At 41.2% G+C, this 17,662-nt stretch carries 13 protein-coding genes; 8 read left to right on the top strand and 5 right to left on the bottom strand.

Annotated elements, in window-relative coordinates; genetic code table 11:
• Positions 1–10: 10 nt before the first annotated feature.
• The 6 genes from pheT to ACEN82_RS20510 all read left to right on the top strand — a co-directional run bounded on the left by pheT (position 11) and on the right by ACEN82_RS20510 (position 9,097).
• A complete protein-coding gene (gene pheT / locus ACEN82_RS20535) occupies positions 11–2,410 on the top strand; it encodes a phenylalanine--tRNA ligase subunit beta (protein WP_413321821.1) in 2,400 nt (799 codons plus the stop codon).
• A 78-nt stretch (positions 2,411–2,488) separates the two neighbouring features.
• Entirely contained in the window at positions 2,489–2,779 is a 291-nt protein-coding gene (locus ACEN82_RS20530) for a hypothetical protein (RefSeq protein ID WP_090529765.1), read from the top strand.
• A 21-nt stretch (positions 2,780–2,800) separates the two neighbouring features.
• A complete protein-coding gene (locus ACEN82_RS20525; RefSeq protein ID WP_090529762.1) occupies positions 2,801–3,091 on the top strand; it encodes a cell division protein ZapA in 291 nt (96 codons plus the stop codon).
• Positions 3,092–3,333: 242 nt separating this feature from the next.
• A complete protein-coding gene (rny, locus tag ACEN82_RS20520) occupies positions 3,334–4,899 on the top strand; it encodes a ribonuclease Y (RefSeq protein ID WP_090529759.1) in 1,566 nt (521 codons plus the stop codon).
• Positions 4,900–4,962: 63 nt separating this feature from the next.
• The gene (locus ACEN82_RS20515) at positions 4,963–5,508 is read left to right on the top strand and encodes an Mpo1-like protein (RefSeq protein WP_413321819.1); all 546 of its coding nucleotides are present in this window, start codon (positions 4,963–4,965) and stop codon (positions 5,506–5,508) included.
• Positions 5,509–5,818: 310 nt separating this feature from the next.
• Positions 5,819–9,097: a TonB-dependent receptor gene (locus ACEN82_RS20510; protein ID WP_413321817.1), complete on the top strand. Its 3,279-nt coding sequence runs from the start codon at positions 5,819–5,821 to the stop codon at positions 9,095–9,097.
• A 138-nt stretch (positions 9,098–9,235) separates the two neighbouring features.
• Here the strand turns inward: ACEN82_RS20510 and ACEN82_RS20505 are convergent, their stop codons facing one another.
• Positions 9,236–10,990 (bottom strand): bifunctional lysophospholipid acyltransferase family protein/GNAT family N-acetyltransferase, encoded by a 1,755-nt coding sequence (locus ACEN82_RS20505; protein ID WP_413321816.1) that lies wholly within the window; start codon positions 10,988–10,990, stop codon positions 9,236–9,238.
• A gap of 77 nt (positions 10,991–11,067) precedes the next feature.
• Between ACEN82_RS20505 and ACEN82_RS20500 the strand changes: the two genes are divergently transcribed.
• Complete coding sequence (locus tag ACEN82_RS20500) at positions 11,068–11,937, top strand: ComEA family DNA-binding protein (RefSeq protein ID WP_413321815.1); 870 nt, start codon at positions 11,068–11,070, stop codon at positions 11,935–11,937.
• Positions 11,934–12,461 (top strand): adenine phosphoribosyltransferase, encoded by a 528-nt coding sequence (locus ACEN82_RS20495; protein WP_413321813.1) that lies wholly within the window; start codon positions 11,934–11,936, stop codon positions 12,459–12,461. Before ACEN82_RS20500 ends, ACEN82_RS20495 begins: the two co-directional genes overlap by 4 nt.
• A 360-nt stretch (positions 12,462–12,821) precedes the next feature.
• On the opposite strand, the gene porD is transcribed toward ACEN82_RS20495, so the two are convergent.
• The 4 genes from porD to ACEN82_RS20475 all read right to left on the bottom strand — a co-directional run bounded on the left by porD (position 12,822) and on the right by ACEN82_RS20475 (position 16,326).
• The gene (porD, locus tag ACEN82_RS20490) at positions 12,822–13,715 is read right to left on the bottom strand and encodes a type IX secretion system protein PorD (RefSeq protein ID WP_091173673.1); all 894 of its coding nucleotides are present in this window, start codon (positions 13,713–13,715) and stop codon (positions 12,822–12,824) included.
• On the bottom strand, positions 13,712–14,914 hold the full coding sequence (coaBC, locus tag ACEN82_RS20485) for a bifunctional phosphopantothenoylcysteine decarboxylase/phosphopantothenate--cysteine ligase CoaBC (protein WP_413321812.1): 1,203 nt from the start codon (positions 14,912–14,914) through the stop codon (positions 13,712–13,714). Before coaBC ends, porD begins: the two co-directional genes overlap by 4 nt.
• Before the next feature lie 121 nt (positions 14,915–15,035).
• On the bottom strand, positions 15,036–15,368 hold the full coding sequence (locus ACEN82_RS20480; RefSeq protein WP_090529735.1) for a DNA-directed RNA polymerase subunit omega: 333 nt from the start codon (positions 15,366–15,368) through the stop codon (positions 15,036–15,038).
• Positions 15,369–15,399: 31 nt separating this feature from the next.
• The gene (locus ACEN82_RS20475; RefSeq protein ID WP_413321811.1) at positions 15,400–16,326 is read right to left on the bottom strand and encodes an outer membrane protein assembly factor BamD; all 927 of its coding nucleotides are present in this window, start codon (positions 16,324–16,326) and stop codon (positions 15,400–15,402) included.
• Positions 16,327–17,662: the final 1,336 nt, after the last annotated feature.

The following is a 17,662-nucleotide window of genomic DNA, read 5'->3' as shown; positions in this document are numbered from 1 at the left end:
TTTCGGAATAATGAAAATATCTTATAACTGGCTTAAAGAATTTATTGATACTGATAAAACGCCCCAGGAGATTTCTATCATCCTTACCGGAACCGGTTTGGAGGTTGAAAGCCTGGAAAAGGTACAGGCTGTTCCCGGCGGACTGGAAGGCCTGGTAATTGGCTATGTGAAAGAGTGTGTTGACCATGCCAATTCTGATCATCTGCATGTTACCAAAGTTGATATAGGCGGGGCAGAAGACCTGCAGATTGTTTGCGGCGCTGCTAACGTAGCTGCCGGGCAAAAAGTGGTGGTTGCTGTAGTAGGCACTACTGTTTACCCAACCGGCGGCGAGCCTTTTGCTATCAAAAAATCAAAGATCAGGGGCGAAGAATCTTACGGTATGATCTGTGCTGAGGATGAGATAGGTTTAGGATCCAGCCATGCTGGTATTATGGTATTGCCGGATGATGCTCCTATAGGTACTCCTGCTAAAGAATACTTTAAGCTGAACGACGATTACATGTACGAGATAGGCTTAACCCCGAACCGTGCCGATGCGGCTTCGCATTTGGGTACGGCAAGGGATATTGCCGCTTTCCTGAAAATTGGCATCAATAAACCCGATGTAGGTGCATTTAAAGTTAATAATACCAGTCGTGTGATTGAGGTTATTGTAGAGAATGAGCAGGCATCGCCGCGTTACTCGGGCTTAACCATCAGCGGTGTTGAGGTTAAGGAATCGCCGCAATGGTTAAAGGAGCGTTTGGCTGTTATCGGCGTGCGTGCTATCAATAATATTGTGGATGTTACCAACTATGTCCTGCATGAGCTTGGTCAGCCCTTACATGCTTTTGATGCAGATGAAATAACCGGCGATAAAGTGCTGGTAAAAAACTATGCCGAAGGTACTGTATTTAAAACTTTGGATGATGTTGACAGGAAATTATCTGCCGATGATCTGATGATCGGTAATGCTGAAGAGCCTATGTGTATAGCAGGTGTATTCGGCGGTGCAAAATCAGGCGTTAAGGAATCAACTAAAAATATTTTCCTGGAGAGCGCTTACTTCAACCCGGTATCTGTTCGTAAAACTTCAAAAAGGCATGGTTTAAAAACTGATGCTTCATTCAGGTTTGAGCGTGGTACCGATCCGGACATGACCGTTTTTGCATTGAAACGTGCTGCATTGTTGATTCAGCAGGTGGCAGGTGGTGAGATATCGTCAGAAATCTCCGATCATTACCCAGCACCGGTTGCTCCCTTTGCTGTGGAAATCACTTACAATACCATTGATAAGCTGATTGGTAAAAAGATTGGCCATGATGAGATCAAAGGTATTATCACGGCACTTGATATCAAGATAGTGAATGAAACTGCGGATTCATTATCGTTACAAGTGCCTCCATATCGTGTGGATGTTACCCGCGATGTGGATGTGGTTGAAGAGATCCTGAGGATCTATGGTTATAACAACATCGAGATCCCTACACAGATCAGGGCATCCCTAAATAACTCTATTCGTCCGGAGAAAGATACTGTTCAAAACCAGTTATCTGATTTGCTGAGCGCGAATGGTTTTAACGAGATCCTGGCTAACTCACTTACAAAATCTGCCTATTCGGATAACCTGGATACTGCCGTTAAGATTCTGAACCCACTAAGCAGCGATCTGGATGTAATGCGTCAAACCCTCCTGTATTCTGGTTTGGAAGCTGTCGCTTATAACCAAAACCGCCGTAGCTCGGATTTGAAATTTTACGAGTTTGGAAAGGTGTACAGTGTTAAAGATGATAAGTACATTGAAACCCAGCGTTTCAGTATTTTCATCACCGGTGCTAATACTGCCGAGCAATGGAACCAGAAATCAAAACCGGTATCATTCTATAATATCAAGGCTGTGGTTGATGGTGTTTTGCAGCGCCTGAGCATCAGCAACTTTACAGTTGAGGATGCAACCTGCAAAAAAATGTCGTTTGGCATTCAATACATGTTAAATGGTAAGCAATTGGTGAAATTTGGGTCGGTAGCTGCAGCTTCTTTAAAAAAGGCGGATGTTGACAAAGAGGTATTTTATGCTGATTTTAATTTCGACCTTGTGCTGGCAGCTATCCGTAAAAATAAGATCGTTTACCAGGAGGTTTCAAAATTTCCGGCAGTAAGACGCGATCTTTCTATGTTAATAGACCAAAGCGTATCATTTGGCCAGTTAAAGCAAATTGCCCAGCGTACCGAGCGTAAATTGCTGAAGGAAGTTGATGTGTTTGATGTTTACCAGGGTGATAAGCTGCCTGCGGGTAAAAAATCATATGCTTTAAGCTTTATCATCCAGGATCTGGAAAAAACGTTAACAGATAAGGCAATTGATTCTATTATGCAGAAATTAATTTATAATTTAGGAAAAGAAGCCGGAGCAGAAATTAGAAAATAGTGAATGGTTGATTGGGTGAGTGGTTGATCTGGTAGTTTAACCATTCACTCAATCAACTTAATCAACCAATAACCAAACATGGCCTCATTAGCAGAGCAGTTAAATAAAATTGTAGATAAAACCGAGCGCCTGATTGAACTGTGCGCTGCTTTGCAGGAGGAAAATGACCTTTTAAAACTGGAAAGTGAGGCACTTACGGTAGCTCTGAACGCCAGTAAGGCCAAGACAAAAGAACTGGAAGAAAAATTAAAAGTTGTTAAAGTTGCCAAGTCTTTTTCTGAAACAAATGAAAAAAGTGTTGACATTAAGCAAAAAATTAACGACTTTGTGCAGGAAATAGATAAGTGTATTGTATTATTGAAAAAATAGTACAAAAAGTGAAAAGCTCAAATGGGAGAAATCTCAATAAAAATAAATATTGCTGACCGTGTTTACCCCTTAAAGGTTAACATGGAGGAAGAAGAAATAATACGCAGGGCGGCTAAGCTGATCAACGACCGGATAAAAGAATATCAGGAAAATTATGCGGTTAGGGATAAGCAGGATTTACTTTCAATGTGTGTGTTGCATTACGCAACATCATCATTGAAGGCAGAAAAGAAAGTTACCGTTGAGGATACAGAGGTGACTGAAAAAGTTTATCATTTAGATCATTTGTTGACCGAATTTTTTTCGAAGTAATAAACGTTCTTTACATAAATATACAAGAGCACATTAAGATTTAACCGCAGTTAAATTTTAGGTTTCACTATTAAAAACTTAACGCTTCAATATTAAGCGGATCAAGAGGCATGCGTTAGTTGCGATTAACGTTAACCAACCCATGGTCCCCAATATCCGAAATGAGGTTTTAAATACATGATACTTAAAAATTAGTTGCGGTTTTTTTATTTACATACATATATAACACCACCAAACCTAAAATGGACATATTACTATACGTCATCATCGGCCTGCTGGCAGGCGCCATCATTGGCGTGCTCATAGGTCGCTTCCTATTATTAAAGCTTTTTAAAGACCAGGAAACATCGGCTCAGAATAAAGTGAAAAAGATCTTAAAAGACGCTGAAAATAATGCCGAGATCCTTAAGAAAAACAAACTGCTTGAAGCCAAGGAAAAGTTTTTACAAATGAAAGCTGAACATGAGCAGGAAGTAAACAATAAAAACAATGCGGTAAATCAGCGCGAAAATAGTGTTAAACAAAAAGAGCAATCATTAAATCAGCGCCTGGAAAATGTTAACCGTAAGGAGAGCGAACTTGATAACACCCGCAAAAATCTTGAAAAACAAACTGAAATAGTTGTTAAAAAGCAAGACGAGGTAGAGCACCTTAAAAACCAGCACATTCAACAGTTGGAAACCATTGCCGGCCTATCAGCCGAAGATGCCAAAAACCAATTGGTTGATACCTTGCGCGAGGAAGCCCGTACCAAAGCCATGATCCAGATCAAGGATATTGTTGACGAGGCTAAGCTTACCGCTACCAAAGAGGCAAAGAAAATAGTGATCCAAACTATCCAGCGTACTGCTACCGAAAGTGCGATTGAGAATACAGTGTCTATTTTCAATATTGAAAATGATGAGATCAAGGGCCGTATCATTGGCCGCGAAGGGCGTAATATCCGTGCACTGGAAGCCGCAACAGGTATCGAAATCATTGTTGATGATACCCCCGAGGCTATTATCCTTTCAGGTTTTGACCCGGTAAGGCGCGAAATTGCCCGTTTGGCTATGCACCGTTTGGTTACTGATGGTCGTATCCACCCGGCACGTATTGAAGAGGTAGTTGCCAAAACAAAAAAGCAAATAGAAGAAGAAATTGTTGAAATAGGTGAACGTACCGTGATTGACCTGGGTATTCATGGTTTACACCCCGAACTGATCCGGATGGTTGGCCGTATGCGTTATCGTTCATCATACGGGCAAAACCTGTTGCAGCACTCACGTGAGGTTGCCAACTTTTGCGCTACCATGGCTGCCGAACTTGGCTTGAATGTTAAAATGGCTAAACGTGCCGGCTTACTTCATGATATTGGTAAAGTGCCTGATGATAATCCTGAACTGCCGCACGCTATTTTGGGTATGCAATTGGCTGAAAAATATAAAGAACACCCTGAAGTTTGCAATGCTATAGGTGCCCATCATGATGAAATTGAGATGACCTCGATGTTATCGCCGATAATCCAGGCTTGTGATGCTATATCAGGCGCACGTCCTGGTGCACGCCGCGAGGTTGTTGAAAGCTACATTAAACGTTTGAAAGAACTGGAAGAGCTGGCATTATCATATCCGGGTGTCGAAAAAACATTTGCTATCCAGGCCGGCCGTGAGTTACGTGTTGTGGTAGAGAGCGAAAAGATCAGCGACGCGCAATCAGAAGTTTTGGCTGCTGATATTTCAAACCGAATCCAGACAGAAATGACTTATCCTGGGCAAATTAAAGTTACCGTTATCAGGGAAACCCGTTCGGTAGCATTTGCCAAGTAATCATTATAAAATTAAACGAAACCCTTTCGGCACAAAACCGAAGGGGTTTTTTATTTTTACAGCGTGGCAGCAAAAGCAAATACCAAACAGAAGGCAGCAGTTAAAACTACTGCAAATATTGATGAACGCCCTATTGTTCGTTATTTCAGGGAATATGAAGAAGCTCACCAGGATAGGGTTAACAAAATCATACACTATGTCTGTATCCCAACTTTGGCATTTAGTCTCTTTGGATTGATCTGGGCTACTCCTTTTCCTCATTTAGGCTTTTTAGGAACATATAATGGCTATTTTAACTGGGCTTCCTTTGTTATAGCTATTGCCATCTACTTCTATTTAAAGCTATCGCCAATTATATCTTACTTCATCTTATTTATTTTATTAGGGTTTAGTTACGGTATAATGGAACTTGTAGCGTGGCAGCAAGCGGGAGGGCCCGTTATGTGGCTATTATGTGTTTCTGCGTTTATTCCCTCTGCAAGCGCGTTACTTATCGGCAATAGCCGTGAGCCGCAGTTTGCAGCAAACGGACTCAACATTAAATCATTAGCCGTAGCGCCTGCTTACTTGCTGAACCAATTGCTTAATAAATTGAGAATCAAAAGTTGATTTTAGTATTTACGTATTAAGTATTTGTTAAAATGCTCATTACCGTTGCCCTTTAAATACTATATAATAGGGACATTTTTTAGCTGTGACGAACATAATTGTGTAATTTATCCCCGGTAGTGGATAAATAAAAACTTAATATTTTGGCGCATTAGTTTTTTTATTTTGTTGATAATCAGCATTTTTAGATTAGTTTTCGGGCGTCTGTGTCAGGTAAAGAAGAAATCATTAAGTAGTTGTTAATATAATAATCTGATGTTAATGTAGAATTAACATTGGTAGGGCAATTTTGTGCAATAAAAATTCACAAATGAAAAAGCTCTACTTTATTATTTTAACACTAATAATTATTGGGGTTGGGGGCGTTGCAAACGCTCAGATCACCACCTCGGTACTTACCGGTAAAGTTACAGATCAAAAAGGTACCACTCTTCCGGGTGTAACCATTACTGTACTTAATACCAGCACAGGTACCAGGTATGGTGCACAAACCAACGGCGAGGGCCGTTTCTCGGTTAATAACATTAACCCGGGTGGTCCTTACACCGTAACCGCTACTTTTATCGGTTACAAAAAAGACGAAAAAAGCGATCTTACGCTCCAGTTAGGTAATGCTACATTGAACTTTGTATTGCAGGATGAAACTACAACCTTGCAGGAAGTTAAAGTAAAAGCATCTGCCGGTCCTGCAAAAACAGGTGCAAGTACCCGTATTGGTCAAAACCAGATCCGTACTGCTCCGTCAATTAACCGCAGTTTGCAGGATTTAACCAGGAATACCCCTCAGAGCAACAATAACTCATTCCAGGGTACCAACTTTCGTTACAATAACGTAACACTTGACGGTGCCATCAACAACGACGCGATCGGTTTTAGCCCTTCATTAGGTGGTCAAACCAATGCTTCAGGTCAGGTAGGTAGCAGTACCCGCACAAGCCCAATCTCTCTTGACGCTATCCAGGATATCCAGGTTTATGTTGCTCCTTACGATATTAAAATTGGTAACGTATTAGGTGGTAGTATCAACGCTGTAACCCGTAGCGGTACAAATGATTTTAGCGGTGCTGTTTATGGTTACGGTCGTGGTTCATTTATGGTTGGTAAAAACAATGTGCCTGCAAACTTAGGTGGCGACGGTTCAAAACTTACCGATTTTCATGATTACCAAACCGGTATCCGTTTAGGTTTCCCTATTATTAAAAATAAATTATTCTTCTTTACTAATGAAGAACTTGCCCGCAGGCAGGATCCAGTTATCCGTGGATTGGATCACAATGGTTCGGCTAACATCTTAAGCCAGGCCGATGGCGATAAATTGGTAACTGCGTTTAAATCATTTACAGGCGGTATCGATCCAGGTACTTACAACAACACAACGATATTTTCTAACTCAAACAAATTCTTTAACCGTTTGGATTGGAATATCGATGATCACAACCAGTTAACATTACGTAACAACACTATCAGCTCAAAAGCTACAAACTTAGAGCGTGACCAACAGAATTTCCGTTTCAGCGGTATTGACTATACTTCTCATAACAATTCAACTTCAACCGTTGCTGAGTTAAAATCAAGGTTCTCTGGTAACTTAAGTAATAGCGTAGTATTAGGCTACTCTGCTGTTCACGATTATCGTGATCCTAACTCAAACCCTGCATTGCCGCAAATTGAAATCACCGGCCGCACTCCAGGTACAACCATATTTATGGGTACCGACCGTGAGGCAGCTATTTTTGATATGCACCAAAAAACTGCTGAGTTTACCGATAACTTAACCCTTACAAAAGGAAGACATACGTTTACATTTGGTACTCACAACGAGTTTTATAATATCACTTATAACTTCGTAAATGCATGGAACGGTCGTGTATCTTATAGCAGCATCGAGAATTTTGTGAATAACAATCCTTCTCGTGTACGTGCTAACTTTAACTATACAAACAACACACGTGACTATATTTTAGCGAATCCTTCGGCTAAGTTTAAAGTTAACTTATTCAGCTTCTACGCACAGGATGAAATCCAGATAACTGACGCTTTCAAATTAACTGCAGCTTTACGCCTGGATTATGCAGACGTACCTAACAAACAACCACTGAGCGATAAAACTACTAACGCTACAGTTGACCCTAACTACGGTAACACGTTTACTTATACTCTGCCAAAAAACATTAAACAAAACTATCTTGGTAATGCCGAGATCAACCCACGTGTTTCATTTAACTATGACGTACTTGGCGATCAAAGCGTTGTATTACGTGGTGGTAGCGGTTTCTTTACTGGCCGTGTTCCTTTCGCATGGTTTGGTTACGCATTTTATAATAACGGTGCCACTTATGGTGCTTATGATAATCAGCCGTCAAAATCAAAGACACCTTTTGTAGCTGGTACTAATCCGGTTCAGGCTCCTTCAAATGGTGGTTTAAATTTTGTTAATCAGCAAAACTTCAATACCTCATCTGCGGGTAAAACTCAAGTCGATCTGATCGATAATAACTTCAAAATGCCACAGGTATGGAGGAGTAGTTTAGCTGTTGATTATACAACTGATAACCAATGGAAATTCACTGTTGAAGGTATCTATACCAAAGTTATCCACGACTTGAAATTCCAACAAGTAAATACCACTGATCAGGTAACTTATTACCCTTATGATACTCAGCATTTACAGCCAATCTTCGTAAATAAAGGTGTTAATGCTACATATACAAACGCTTACTTGTTATCAAACACAAATCAGGGTTACCGTTACAGCACTACAGCTCAGGTAGGTAAATTTACTCAGTTTGATTCACAAAGCGCCTTGAATTTCTCAGTTGCTTATACCTATGGTCACTCAAAAGACGTTACCAATGGTATCCGTAACTCCATGGAGTCAAACTGGCAGCTTAACCAAGCTTTAAATCCTAACAACCCAGGGTTAGCTAACTCAAACTTTGATATCCGTAATCGCATCGTATCAAACGTTAACTTTAAACATGATTGGGATGCAGGTCATAACTATACTGCTAACTTTACTTTCTTCTTTAGCGCGCAATCAGGTAATCCATATACGTATGGTTTCTATCCAAGTGCTATCGATGGTACAGGTCAGCAAGTTAGCTTGGCTTATATTCCTAACAGGGGTGAGACAGCTAAATTCTTCGAAGATATTGCTGGTGGACAAACAGCAGTTCAGCAAGCAGCAGCTTTCGACGCATTTATTGACGGTAACAAATATCTGAGCAGCCGTCGTGGTAAATTCACTGAGCGTAACGGTGCGTTCACTCCATGGAATAACGACCTTGACTTCCGTTTTACTCAGGACTTTAAATTTGGTAATGGTAAGCATAAACAGATGATCACTTTTACTTATGACATCATCAACCTTACTAATCTGTTAAACAAAAACTGGGGTCGTTATTACTTCTCAGCTAATACATATAACTCAACTGCAAGTGTAGGTTTATCTCCAAAAACAACTCCCTCATTTGCAAATGCGTCAAGTACTTATCCAACTTACACATTCCAGAACCCTGGTGTGCCATATTCAGTGGATTTGTTTTCTTCGCGCTGGCAAATGCAGTTTGGTGTACGTTACAGCTGGTAATTGTAAAACAACATATAGTTAATAAAAACGCCCCCGATAAATATTGGGGGCGTTTTGCTTTGGGTAATGATTTAATATCGCTATAAAAAAAAGAGGCGGCCAGCCGGTGTCTTTCTGTTTCTATGGATTGAAGATTTACTACAAGTTTTTACCAAGCTTATCCAGTATATCCTGCGGTACTTTTTCAAGATCGAGTACCAGGAAACCGTCAAGGCAGTCGGCAAATTTAGGATCGATGTTGAAGCTGATGATCTTAGCGTTAAGGGCAATGTATTGACGCAGTAATACCGGAACTTTCATATTGCGGGTTTCTACCTCTGATATCAGGTTGTCGAGGCCTTTAAAGCTGTCTTCACCGGCCATAAGCAGGTCGGTATCAATTTTGGCAAAATCAACCTTGAATTTTTTGCGCGGTTTAACATACTGCGCCATTTCATGGTCAAAGTGGTTGCGGTTAATATAATCGACAATAAGCGATTTGGAAAACTTAGAAAAGGAGTTACTGATACTTACCGGGCCTATCAGGTAGCGGTACCTGGGGTTATCTATCAGGAATTTAAGAATGCCTTTCCATAACAGGAAAAGGGGGAGTGGTTTGGTCTGGTATTCCTTGCGGATCCATGAGCGGCCCAGTTCGAGGCTGCGGCGTAACACCGGTATAAATTGGGTTTTAAGTTTAAACAGCTCATTTACGTAAAAGCCCTTTTTACCTACGCTGTAAAATATCTCATCGCCCAAACCAATGCGGTAAGCGCCTACAATCCGTTTGGCCTCAAAATCCCAGATGAACAGGTGATGATAATAAATATCATATTCGTCAAGGTCGATAGCTTTGTTGGTACCTTCACCAACCTCGCGGAAAGTTATCTCGCGCAGTCTGCCTATTTCCCTTATCACATTGGGAATGGTTGACGTCGGAACGATGAACACCTCGTAGTTCTTCTCAGTCCAAACTTTGTAGGTTTCGCGCAGCGGCTCAATTTCTTTCTCAAGAATGGCGCTATCTATTTCAGGAGAAACCTCTTCGGCTTCGCGTTTAATTTTAAACAGGTTTCGCGGGTTGAAGATCTTTTTTTCCTCTTCCAAACCTGTGCCTAAAGCATAGGTACGGGCGCGTAAAAAGTTAAGCAGTTTGGTGGTATTGGTATACTCCGGAATCTCCGTTACGTTAATGGGCTTACCTATCCGTAGTTTAATGGTATGCCCGTGTTTATTAAACAACTCCGACGGTAGCTTGGCTGTGCGCAGGGTAGGGTGCAGCAAGCTAAGAAAGTTAAATAACAGGCCATTATTGCCGTGGAAATAAATAGGCACCACCGGCACTTTTGCTTTGGCAATGATCTTACCTACAACCGGGTGCCACATACGATCGGTCACCTGTTTTTGTTCTACCTTAAAGGTTGATACTTCGCCCGCGGGGAAAATTCCTATGGGGGTACCCTGGTTTAACAGCTCAAGGGTGTTTTTTAGGCCGCTTATGCTTGATGAATGTTCAACATTTTCAAAAGGGTTTACCGCTATAAAATAGTCGGCAAGGTTGGGGATTTTTTTAAGCAGGAAGTTGGCCATCAGCTTTGAATCGGGGCGGGCCATGCACAGGATTTTTAATAATACCATACCCTCAATACCACCGTAAGGGTGATTGGCAATGGCTATAAAGGCCCCGTCTTTAGGTATGTTACGGAGCTCTCGTTCATCAAACTCAACATCAATACCACAACCTTCTAATATGGCATCAACAAAGTCGGGGCCCTGCTTGGGCTGTGCCTGGGCAAACAGGTCATTAACCTGGTTTATTTTCATTAGCTCCATCAATAAAGCGGCCAGGCCCGGCATTTTCAACTTATCCAGTTTGGTGGCTTTGGCAAACTCTTCGGTGGTTATAACTTTCATTGTTTTTTATAGCAGTATGTTTTAACAAATAAATATCCTAAATTTTTATTTAATTTAACGCCTGGAACATATCATAAATGAGGCCGCAAATTAAAAACTACCTGTCTGTCACAAAAAAAGAGTGGAACGGAATGGTAGTGTTGATTATTTTAATTGCAATGGTTTTGCTGACCCCTTATTTGTTTCAGGCAAACCACAAAGATAATATAATAAATTTTAAGGCTTTTGATAAAGCGGTAACCGATTCCGATAAAACGGGCGATATCCCGGCAAAGGATGAAGTTTTTGCGGGTAATCGCAATGTCCGTTCTGCTACACTCTTTCAATTTAATCCCAATAACTTACCCCTTGCAGGTTGGGTAAAACTTGGTCTTACTGAGCACCAGGCACAGGTAATTAAGCATTATGAAGAAAAAGGCGGGAGGTTTTTAACTAAAGGCGATGTAAAAAAAATGTACAGCGTTAGCCCGGCAGAATATAAAATCCTTGAACCGTATATTAACCTGCCCGATGGGGCTGCTTATCACACAAACAAAGTTAAACCGGGCGAAGCAATAGAAATTAACACCGCCGACTCGGCGAAGCTTACCATGATCCATGGGATTGGCCCTGCATTTGCCCGGCGTATCGTACATTATCGCGAACGGGTTGGCGGCTTTTATAATAAGGAACAGTTAAAAGAGGTTTATGGCATCGACGAACAAAAGTATAACCAGATCAAGGCTGATATTGCTGTTGATGGTAGGCATGTTATTAAAGTGAATATTAACACAGCTACTTTTAATGAGCTTAAGCGCTTTCCCTATCTCAGTTACAAACAAATGGATGCTATTGTAGCTTATCGCGATGAGCACGGTAGCTATAGTGCTCTGAACGACTTGAAAAATATTGCAATACTTAATGACGGAATTTTGCGTAAAATTGGGCCTTATTTAGTTTTCAAATGATAGCCCAGCAAATTAAAGCAGCCATAAGGGATATTCCCGATTTTCCGAAACCGGGAATTGTTTTTAAAGATATTACGCCCATACTGAAAGACCCGGGATTATGCGAAAGCATCATCAATGCTTTTGTTGAACAATTGCAGGGAACCCGGATTGATGCGGTGGCCGGTATCGAAAGCAGGGGCTTCTTGTTTGGGCTTACGCTTGCAACCAAATTAGGGGTGCCGTTTGTACCCGTGCGCAAAGCAGGTAAGCTGCCTTTCACTATAAAACAAAAAGCTTATAAGCTGGAGTACGGCACCGCCACCATCGAGCTGCATACCGATGCCTTTGAACCCGGTCAACATATATTACTTCATGACGATTTGCTGGCTACTGGTGGTACAGTAACTGCGGCCAGCGAGCTTATCAAGGAAATGGGCGGTATAGTTGCCGGTTTTTCCTTTGTAGTGGGGCTTGGTTTTTTGAATGGTAAAGAAAGGATTACGCCTATTTGTGATAAGCTGATAGTGCTGGCGGATTATTGAGCCGTAACAAAATGGGCTATCCATTTTGTTGATTTTTTTTGTCGGAGGGCATGGACAACGATTGTCCTGCTTACAGTTTGGTTGGTAATTGCGGGCCTGTGCGGGGCCGCGTTAGGGATGGAAGTGTAAAGCCCGCAGCGTGCGAAGGACTTTGTAGTGGGGAACGCGAGGACTTGTAACGTACAGCCCGGGCCGTAGGAAACGCCCATGTTATAAAATCAATCGAAATAACACGCTCAATAATCAGTGACTTACAAATTGTAATTATCAGCAAACCAAACTAAAAAGCCTGCTCTTGTAAGTAGGGATTACTTTGCCGTTCCTCAACTTCTTTATTTGTTTTCAAACTAACAGTAAGGATTATTTCTGCAACGTTTGATATTTATTCCCATTAGCAGGGTCGAGCTTTAGAAACAGGTTCATAGCGGTTAACCGTTCCTGGTTATCGGCCTTGCTGTAAATGGAAACCAGTTCATCACTTTTTGCTGTGTAAAATATAAGCGGAAGCATTGCGCCCACACGTTGCCGGTCTATTTGCTGTAGTAAGGGTAGCAGGGCATCAATAGCTTTACGGCCTTTACTTACATTATCGGCCATTAGATCAAGGCCGTTGCGGTGATAATCGTACAAAAAGCTGCGCAGCGGATTATATAGTTTATTATTCAGGTTTTCGGATAACCAGTAACGGTTTACATTGCCATCAAAAGCTTTCCAGCCACCGTATGATGATGTTTGCGCATTGGTTACGATGGTCTGTGCAGCTAAAAAATATGGCGTGCCTCCAAATTTTGAAAACGTGTCATAATCGAGGCCGATAATAATGTTAGCATAAAAAGCCATGATCGAGCTTAAATTTCCCTGAAAATTTTGATCGGTATAGTCAATAGTCTGGCCCTCGGTATAACTAAAGCTAATATCTTTATCATTAAGATTTAATAGGGTAGAGGTATAGGATGTACCATAAACCGGCCGGGACGATTGTACCTGCAGCTCGCCGGTAAAATTACTGCTGCCATCCCAGTTGGTAATGTTCAGCACAAAATTGCAATCTATTCTCTCCTGTGGCAAAATTGGATCAGCACTCCATTTGCGGCCGTTCAGGAAATCCTTCATGGCGGTTTCCAACGTTTGAAAAACGCGCTTATTCGCAACCTGTATCTTGGGCGATAACACTTGTATACGTGCATTCAGGTCCTGGGCTACAGTCCGGCAACAAAGAAACATCAGCAAAGTATAAAGCAGCAGTCTTTTCATCCGTTTATCAGTTGGGCAACTTTATTGCAAATATCGCGGGCTACTGCTTCCTTGCTTTTCAGGTCGAAAGTAGTTTTCTTAAGCTCACGATCAATAATGGTTATTTTATTAGTATCGCCTGCAAAACCGGCACCCGCGTCATTAAGCGAATTTAGTACAATAAAGTCGAGATTTTTCTTTTGCAGCTTGGTTATCGCGTTCATTTCCTCGTTGTTGGTTTCCAAAGCAAAACCAACCAATATTTGTCCTTCGCGCTTAGCCTCGCCAAGAGTTTTTAATATATCAGTGGTTTTCTTCAATTCTATGCGGAGATCGTCGTCTCTTTTCTTGATCTTTTGAGTGGCAACATCAGCCGGGGTATAATCGGCAACGGCAGCGCTCATAATGCAAGCCTTCGCATCGCCATAAGCGGTTAAGCAGGCCTCTAACATTTGTGCCGCCGAAATAACATTAACCCGTTTTATATTTTGCTGCTTGCTGATTTGTGCAGTAGGCCCGGTCACTAAAGTAACATCGGCCCCCATCAAGGCCAGTTCATCTGCGATAGCAAACCCCATTTTGCCCGACGAATGGTTGCTGATAAACCGTACAGGGTCTATAGCCTCGTAAGTTGGCCCGGCGGTTACCAGTATTTTATGACCGGCTAAACGGATTTTTTTTTTTGATTCAGCTTCCAGGAAAGCAACAATTTCTTCAGGTTCGGCCATCCGGCCTTCACCATGCAAACCGCTGGCAAGTTCGCCGTTACCGGGCGGAATCATGATGTTATCAAATGACTGCAGCCTGCTTACGTTTTGGCGGGTAGCCGGGTGCAGCCACATATCAAGATCCATAGCCGGAGCAAAATAAACCGGGCACTTGGCCGAAAGATATACCGCGCTAAGCAGGTTATCGCAAAGGCCGTTAGCCATTTTAGCAAGGGTGTTGGCCGTGGCGGGGGCAATAACCATCATATCGGCCCAAAGCCCAAGTTCAACATGGTTGTTCCATTCGCCGGTATCGGCCTTAAAATAATCAACCAGCGCCGGGTTTTTTGAAAGCGTTGATAGTGTAAGCGGTGTAATAAAGTTAGTGGCATCGGCAGTCATCACCACTTTAACGTTAGCGCCGGCTTTAACCAGCAGCCTAACCAGCAGTGCAGATTTGTAGGCTGCAATACTGCCGCAAACTCCTAAAACAATGTTTTTGTCTTTAAGCATAAGCTCAGATCCGCCAATAGGCGAAAGGATAAATATAGGCTAAAATAGAAAAAACTCCCGATAGGGGAGTTTTTCACGATATAAATAAATTTCCGAAGCTGCTTTTTTAGGAGCCGGGAGACTAAACTTCTTTAGTTGGGTTACGGTAGTATACTTTACCATCTAAAAATTCCTGAACGGCAACTAATGACGGTTTAGGCAATTTTTCGTAGTATTTTGAAATTTCAATTTGCTCACGGTTCTCAAATACTTCTTCCAGGTTATCATTTGATGATGCAAACTCAGAAAGTTTCTGGTGAAGCTCTTCTTTAATGTTGTTCGAGATCTGGTTTGCCCTTTTTGACATAATCACAAGCGACTCATAGATGTTCTCTGTTTTGGTATCCAGCTCGCGTAAATCGCGGGTTACAGTGCTGCTGGCTGCTGCTGGTTTATTACTGTTGTTAGCTGTCATATCTTAATTTAAACTCTTTAATATATCTTAATTAATATGGTATTTTTTGCGGCTGATTTTTTTCAGATGGCGATGTTGTTGTTACGGTATCTTTCTTTAAAAGTTTCTTAGCGGTTCTTTCATTGCTCATTGCTTCGGCAATTAAACGCTGCGCCTGTTTTATGCCCTGCTGGCTGTCTTTTACATATGCCTGAGTTTCGTGCAGGTATTTACTGTTCGGATATTTTTCGGCAAACTGGTCGGCATAAGCTATAGCCTGGTTAAAACGGTCTTCCTGTTTGGTTTCAAAGCTATGGTAAGCATACTGATATTGCGCTTTAACAATAAGGTATTCCATTTCTTCGCCATATTTGGTATCAGGATAGTCGCGCAGTGCATTGTTGAACGCAATCACTGCCGATTGATAATCGCTGATGGTTAAATAAAGTTTCGCATTGGCATAAGCTTTGGTTTCCAGTTTGTCACGCAGGTTCTGGATCAGCTTGCTGGCCTCGGCTACACGGTCGCTTTTTGGATAAAGGTTAATAAACAACTGCAAAGCGTCAATAGCTTTTAACGTATTATCCTGGTCAAGTGAATATATCGGCGAATCAAGGTAGTAGCAATAAGCAGAGAAAAAGCGGCATTCCTCCGCTCTTGGGCTTGAAGGATAGGTATCGGCGAATGTTTTGAAGTGATATCTTGCCGATGTATAGTCTTTTTGTTTGTAATACGTAAACGCGTAGTAATAAAAAAGATCTTCTGCACCTTCACGGCCACGGTATCGCTCCACCAGTACCTCAAATAAACCTAAAGCTTTGTTATAGTCCTTTTTATTATAGTACTTAATAGCTTCCTGGTATTTTTTAGCGTAATCGTTACTGGCTTTTAACTTTTCGTATTTGCTTTTACAACTGCCAAGCGTAATAATTACGATAGCTAAAACACTGGCTAATAACGTTAGTTGCTTTTTAAACATTCTGCAAAGATAGTTAATAATATAAATCAATCAATTTTTATTTAGCTGCTAATATATAACGACGCTTTGGCTCGATGCCTATATATAAAGCGTATTTAACATCTTTTAACTATTGCGTGTTTTGATGTGGTGTACTTGCTAAACTAATAGGATTAAAATGGTTGTTTCTTATATGATGAAGGTCGGTTTTTGAAAGTTTCATCAAGCGGAAAGCTATATGGTCTGGGCGATGTTAATGATGTATTCAGTGAGATTGATTGCGAATGCTTCGTGTTTCAATAATATTAAATGGCGACACCAAGCCATATACAGAACAAAAGGTTTTACTTATAAATCTCTCTAAGTAATTTGATAATGACATTGGATGATGATACGGCCAGCTTTAGTAAATAACAGAAAATAAAAGTATATAAATTAAAGAATCGGCCGGCTGCACCAGAGGTGCAAAAGGTTTGCAGCGAAAAAAATATTTTGGTGCGCCGGCGGCACACAACTGCAGTTTGGTTAAGCATCATGCTGGTGGTAGTGAATGTTGCTTGATTTCGGCTTTACTATTAAATAAGATTTGGGCTTTGCCTTTGGCCGTGCTATCCGCTCATACACCTGCAGGCATTACGCTCACAGGCTGGTATCCGCTTCAATCCATAACGTGGATACTACGTTAGTAACGCGCTTTCGTTAATATCTACTTCCCGTCTAACCCAAACTAATAATGTATATATAGTAATGGAGCTCCAATGTCAGTGTATCCATAGTTTGAGCGTGTATTATTAGTATAAAAGCGTTGCACTATGTAATAATAGAAAGATAGGGTATACCTATTAGAGTTGTTTTTGGCTCGGAGTGGCTTATTATATATAGTATAAACAAATGGTAAACGATAGTTTGGAAGCGGGTAGGAGTAGAAATAAAGAGCGTAGGAAAGTTTTTAAACGAGGCTTGTATAACTTTTTCTTATTGAAGAATAGGGAGTTAGAGGAAGATAGGAGAAAATAGATAGAAATAGTTTGGAGAAGGCTTAAAAGTGGCTACCTTTGCAGCCCGCAAACGAGGAAATGAGTTAGCGGGTTAGTACATTAAAAGGATAGAAAAGTAAAGGAAAAAAAGATTAAAATCTTTTTTGTGGGAATGAAAAAAAATCCACACCTTTGCAGCCCGCAAACGAGGAGAAGAGGGGAGTGAAGCGCTATCAAAACTTTGAAAAATAAAAAATAAAAAAGTTTTGGAAATAAGAAAAGGTTTTCTACCTTTGCAGACCCAAACGGAAGGGTGCTTGAGAGAGCGAAAGAAGTTGAGGCTGAGTGAGTTCGGTCAATAAGAGAAGGAAGAAAGTTAA

The organism is Mucilaginibacter sp. Mucisp73, assembly GCF_059491465.1.
Note: the sequence above shows the minus strand (reverse complement) of the source record. Positions and strands in the feature narration are given on the sequence as shown.

Coding starts and splice junctions, on each gene's coding strand:
- pheT (WP_413321821.1), top strand. CDS start 11: ATGAAAATATCTTATAACTGGCTTAAAGAATTTATTGATACTGATAAA.
- ACEN82_RS20530 (WP_090529765.1), top strand. CDS start 2,489: ATGGCCTCATTAGCAGAGCAGTTAAATAAAATTGTAGATAAAACCGAG.
- ACEN82_RS20525 (WP_090529762.1), top strand. CDS start 2,801: ATGGGAGAAATCTCAATAAAAATAAATATTGCTGACCGTGTTTACCCC.
- rny (WP_090529759.1), top strand. CDS start 3,334: ATGGACATATTACTATACGTCATCATCGGCCTGCTGGCAGGCGCCATC.
- ACEN82_RS20510 (WP_413321817.1), top strand. CDS start 5,819: ATGAAAAAGCTCTACTTTATTATTTTAACACTAATAATTATTGGGGTT.
- ACEN82_RS20505 (WP_413321816.1), bottom strand. CDS start 10,990: ATGAAAGTTATAACCACCGAAGAGTTTGCCAAAGCCACCAAACTGGAT.
- ACEN82_RS20500 (WP_413321815.1), top strand. CDS start 11,068: ATGAGGCCGCAAATTAAAAACTACCTGTCTGTCACAAAAAAAGAGTGG.
- ACEN82_RS20495 (WP_413321813.1), top strand. CDS start 11,934: ATGATAGCCCAGCAAATTAAAGCAGCCATAAGGGATATTCCCGATTTT.
- porD (WP_091173673.1), bottom strand. CDS start 13,715: ATGAAAAGACTGCTGCTTTATACTTTGCTGATGTTTCTTTGTTGCCGG.
- coaBC (WP_413321812.1), bottom strand. CDS start 14,914: ATGCTTAAAGACAAAAACATTGTTTTAGGAGTTTGCGGCAGTATTGCA.
- ACEN82_RS20480 (WP_090529735.1), bottom strand. CDS start 15,368: ATGACAGCTAACAACAGTAATAAACCAGCAGCAGCCAGCAGCACTGTA.
- ACEN82_RS20475 (WP_413321811.1), bottom strand. CDS start 16,326: ATGTTTAAAAAGCAACTAACGTTATTAGCCAGTGTTTTAGCTATCGTA.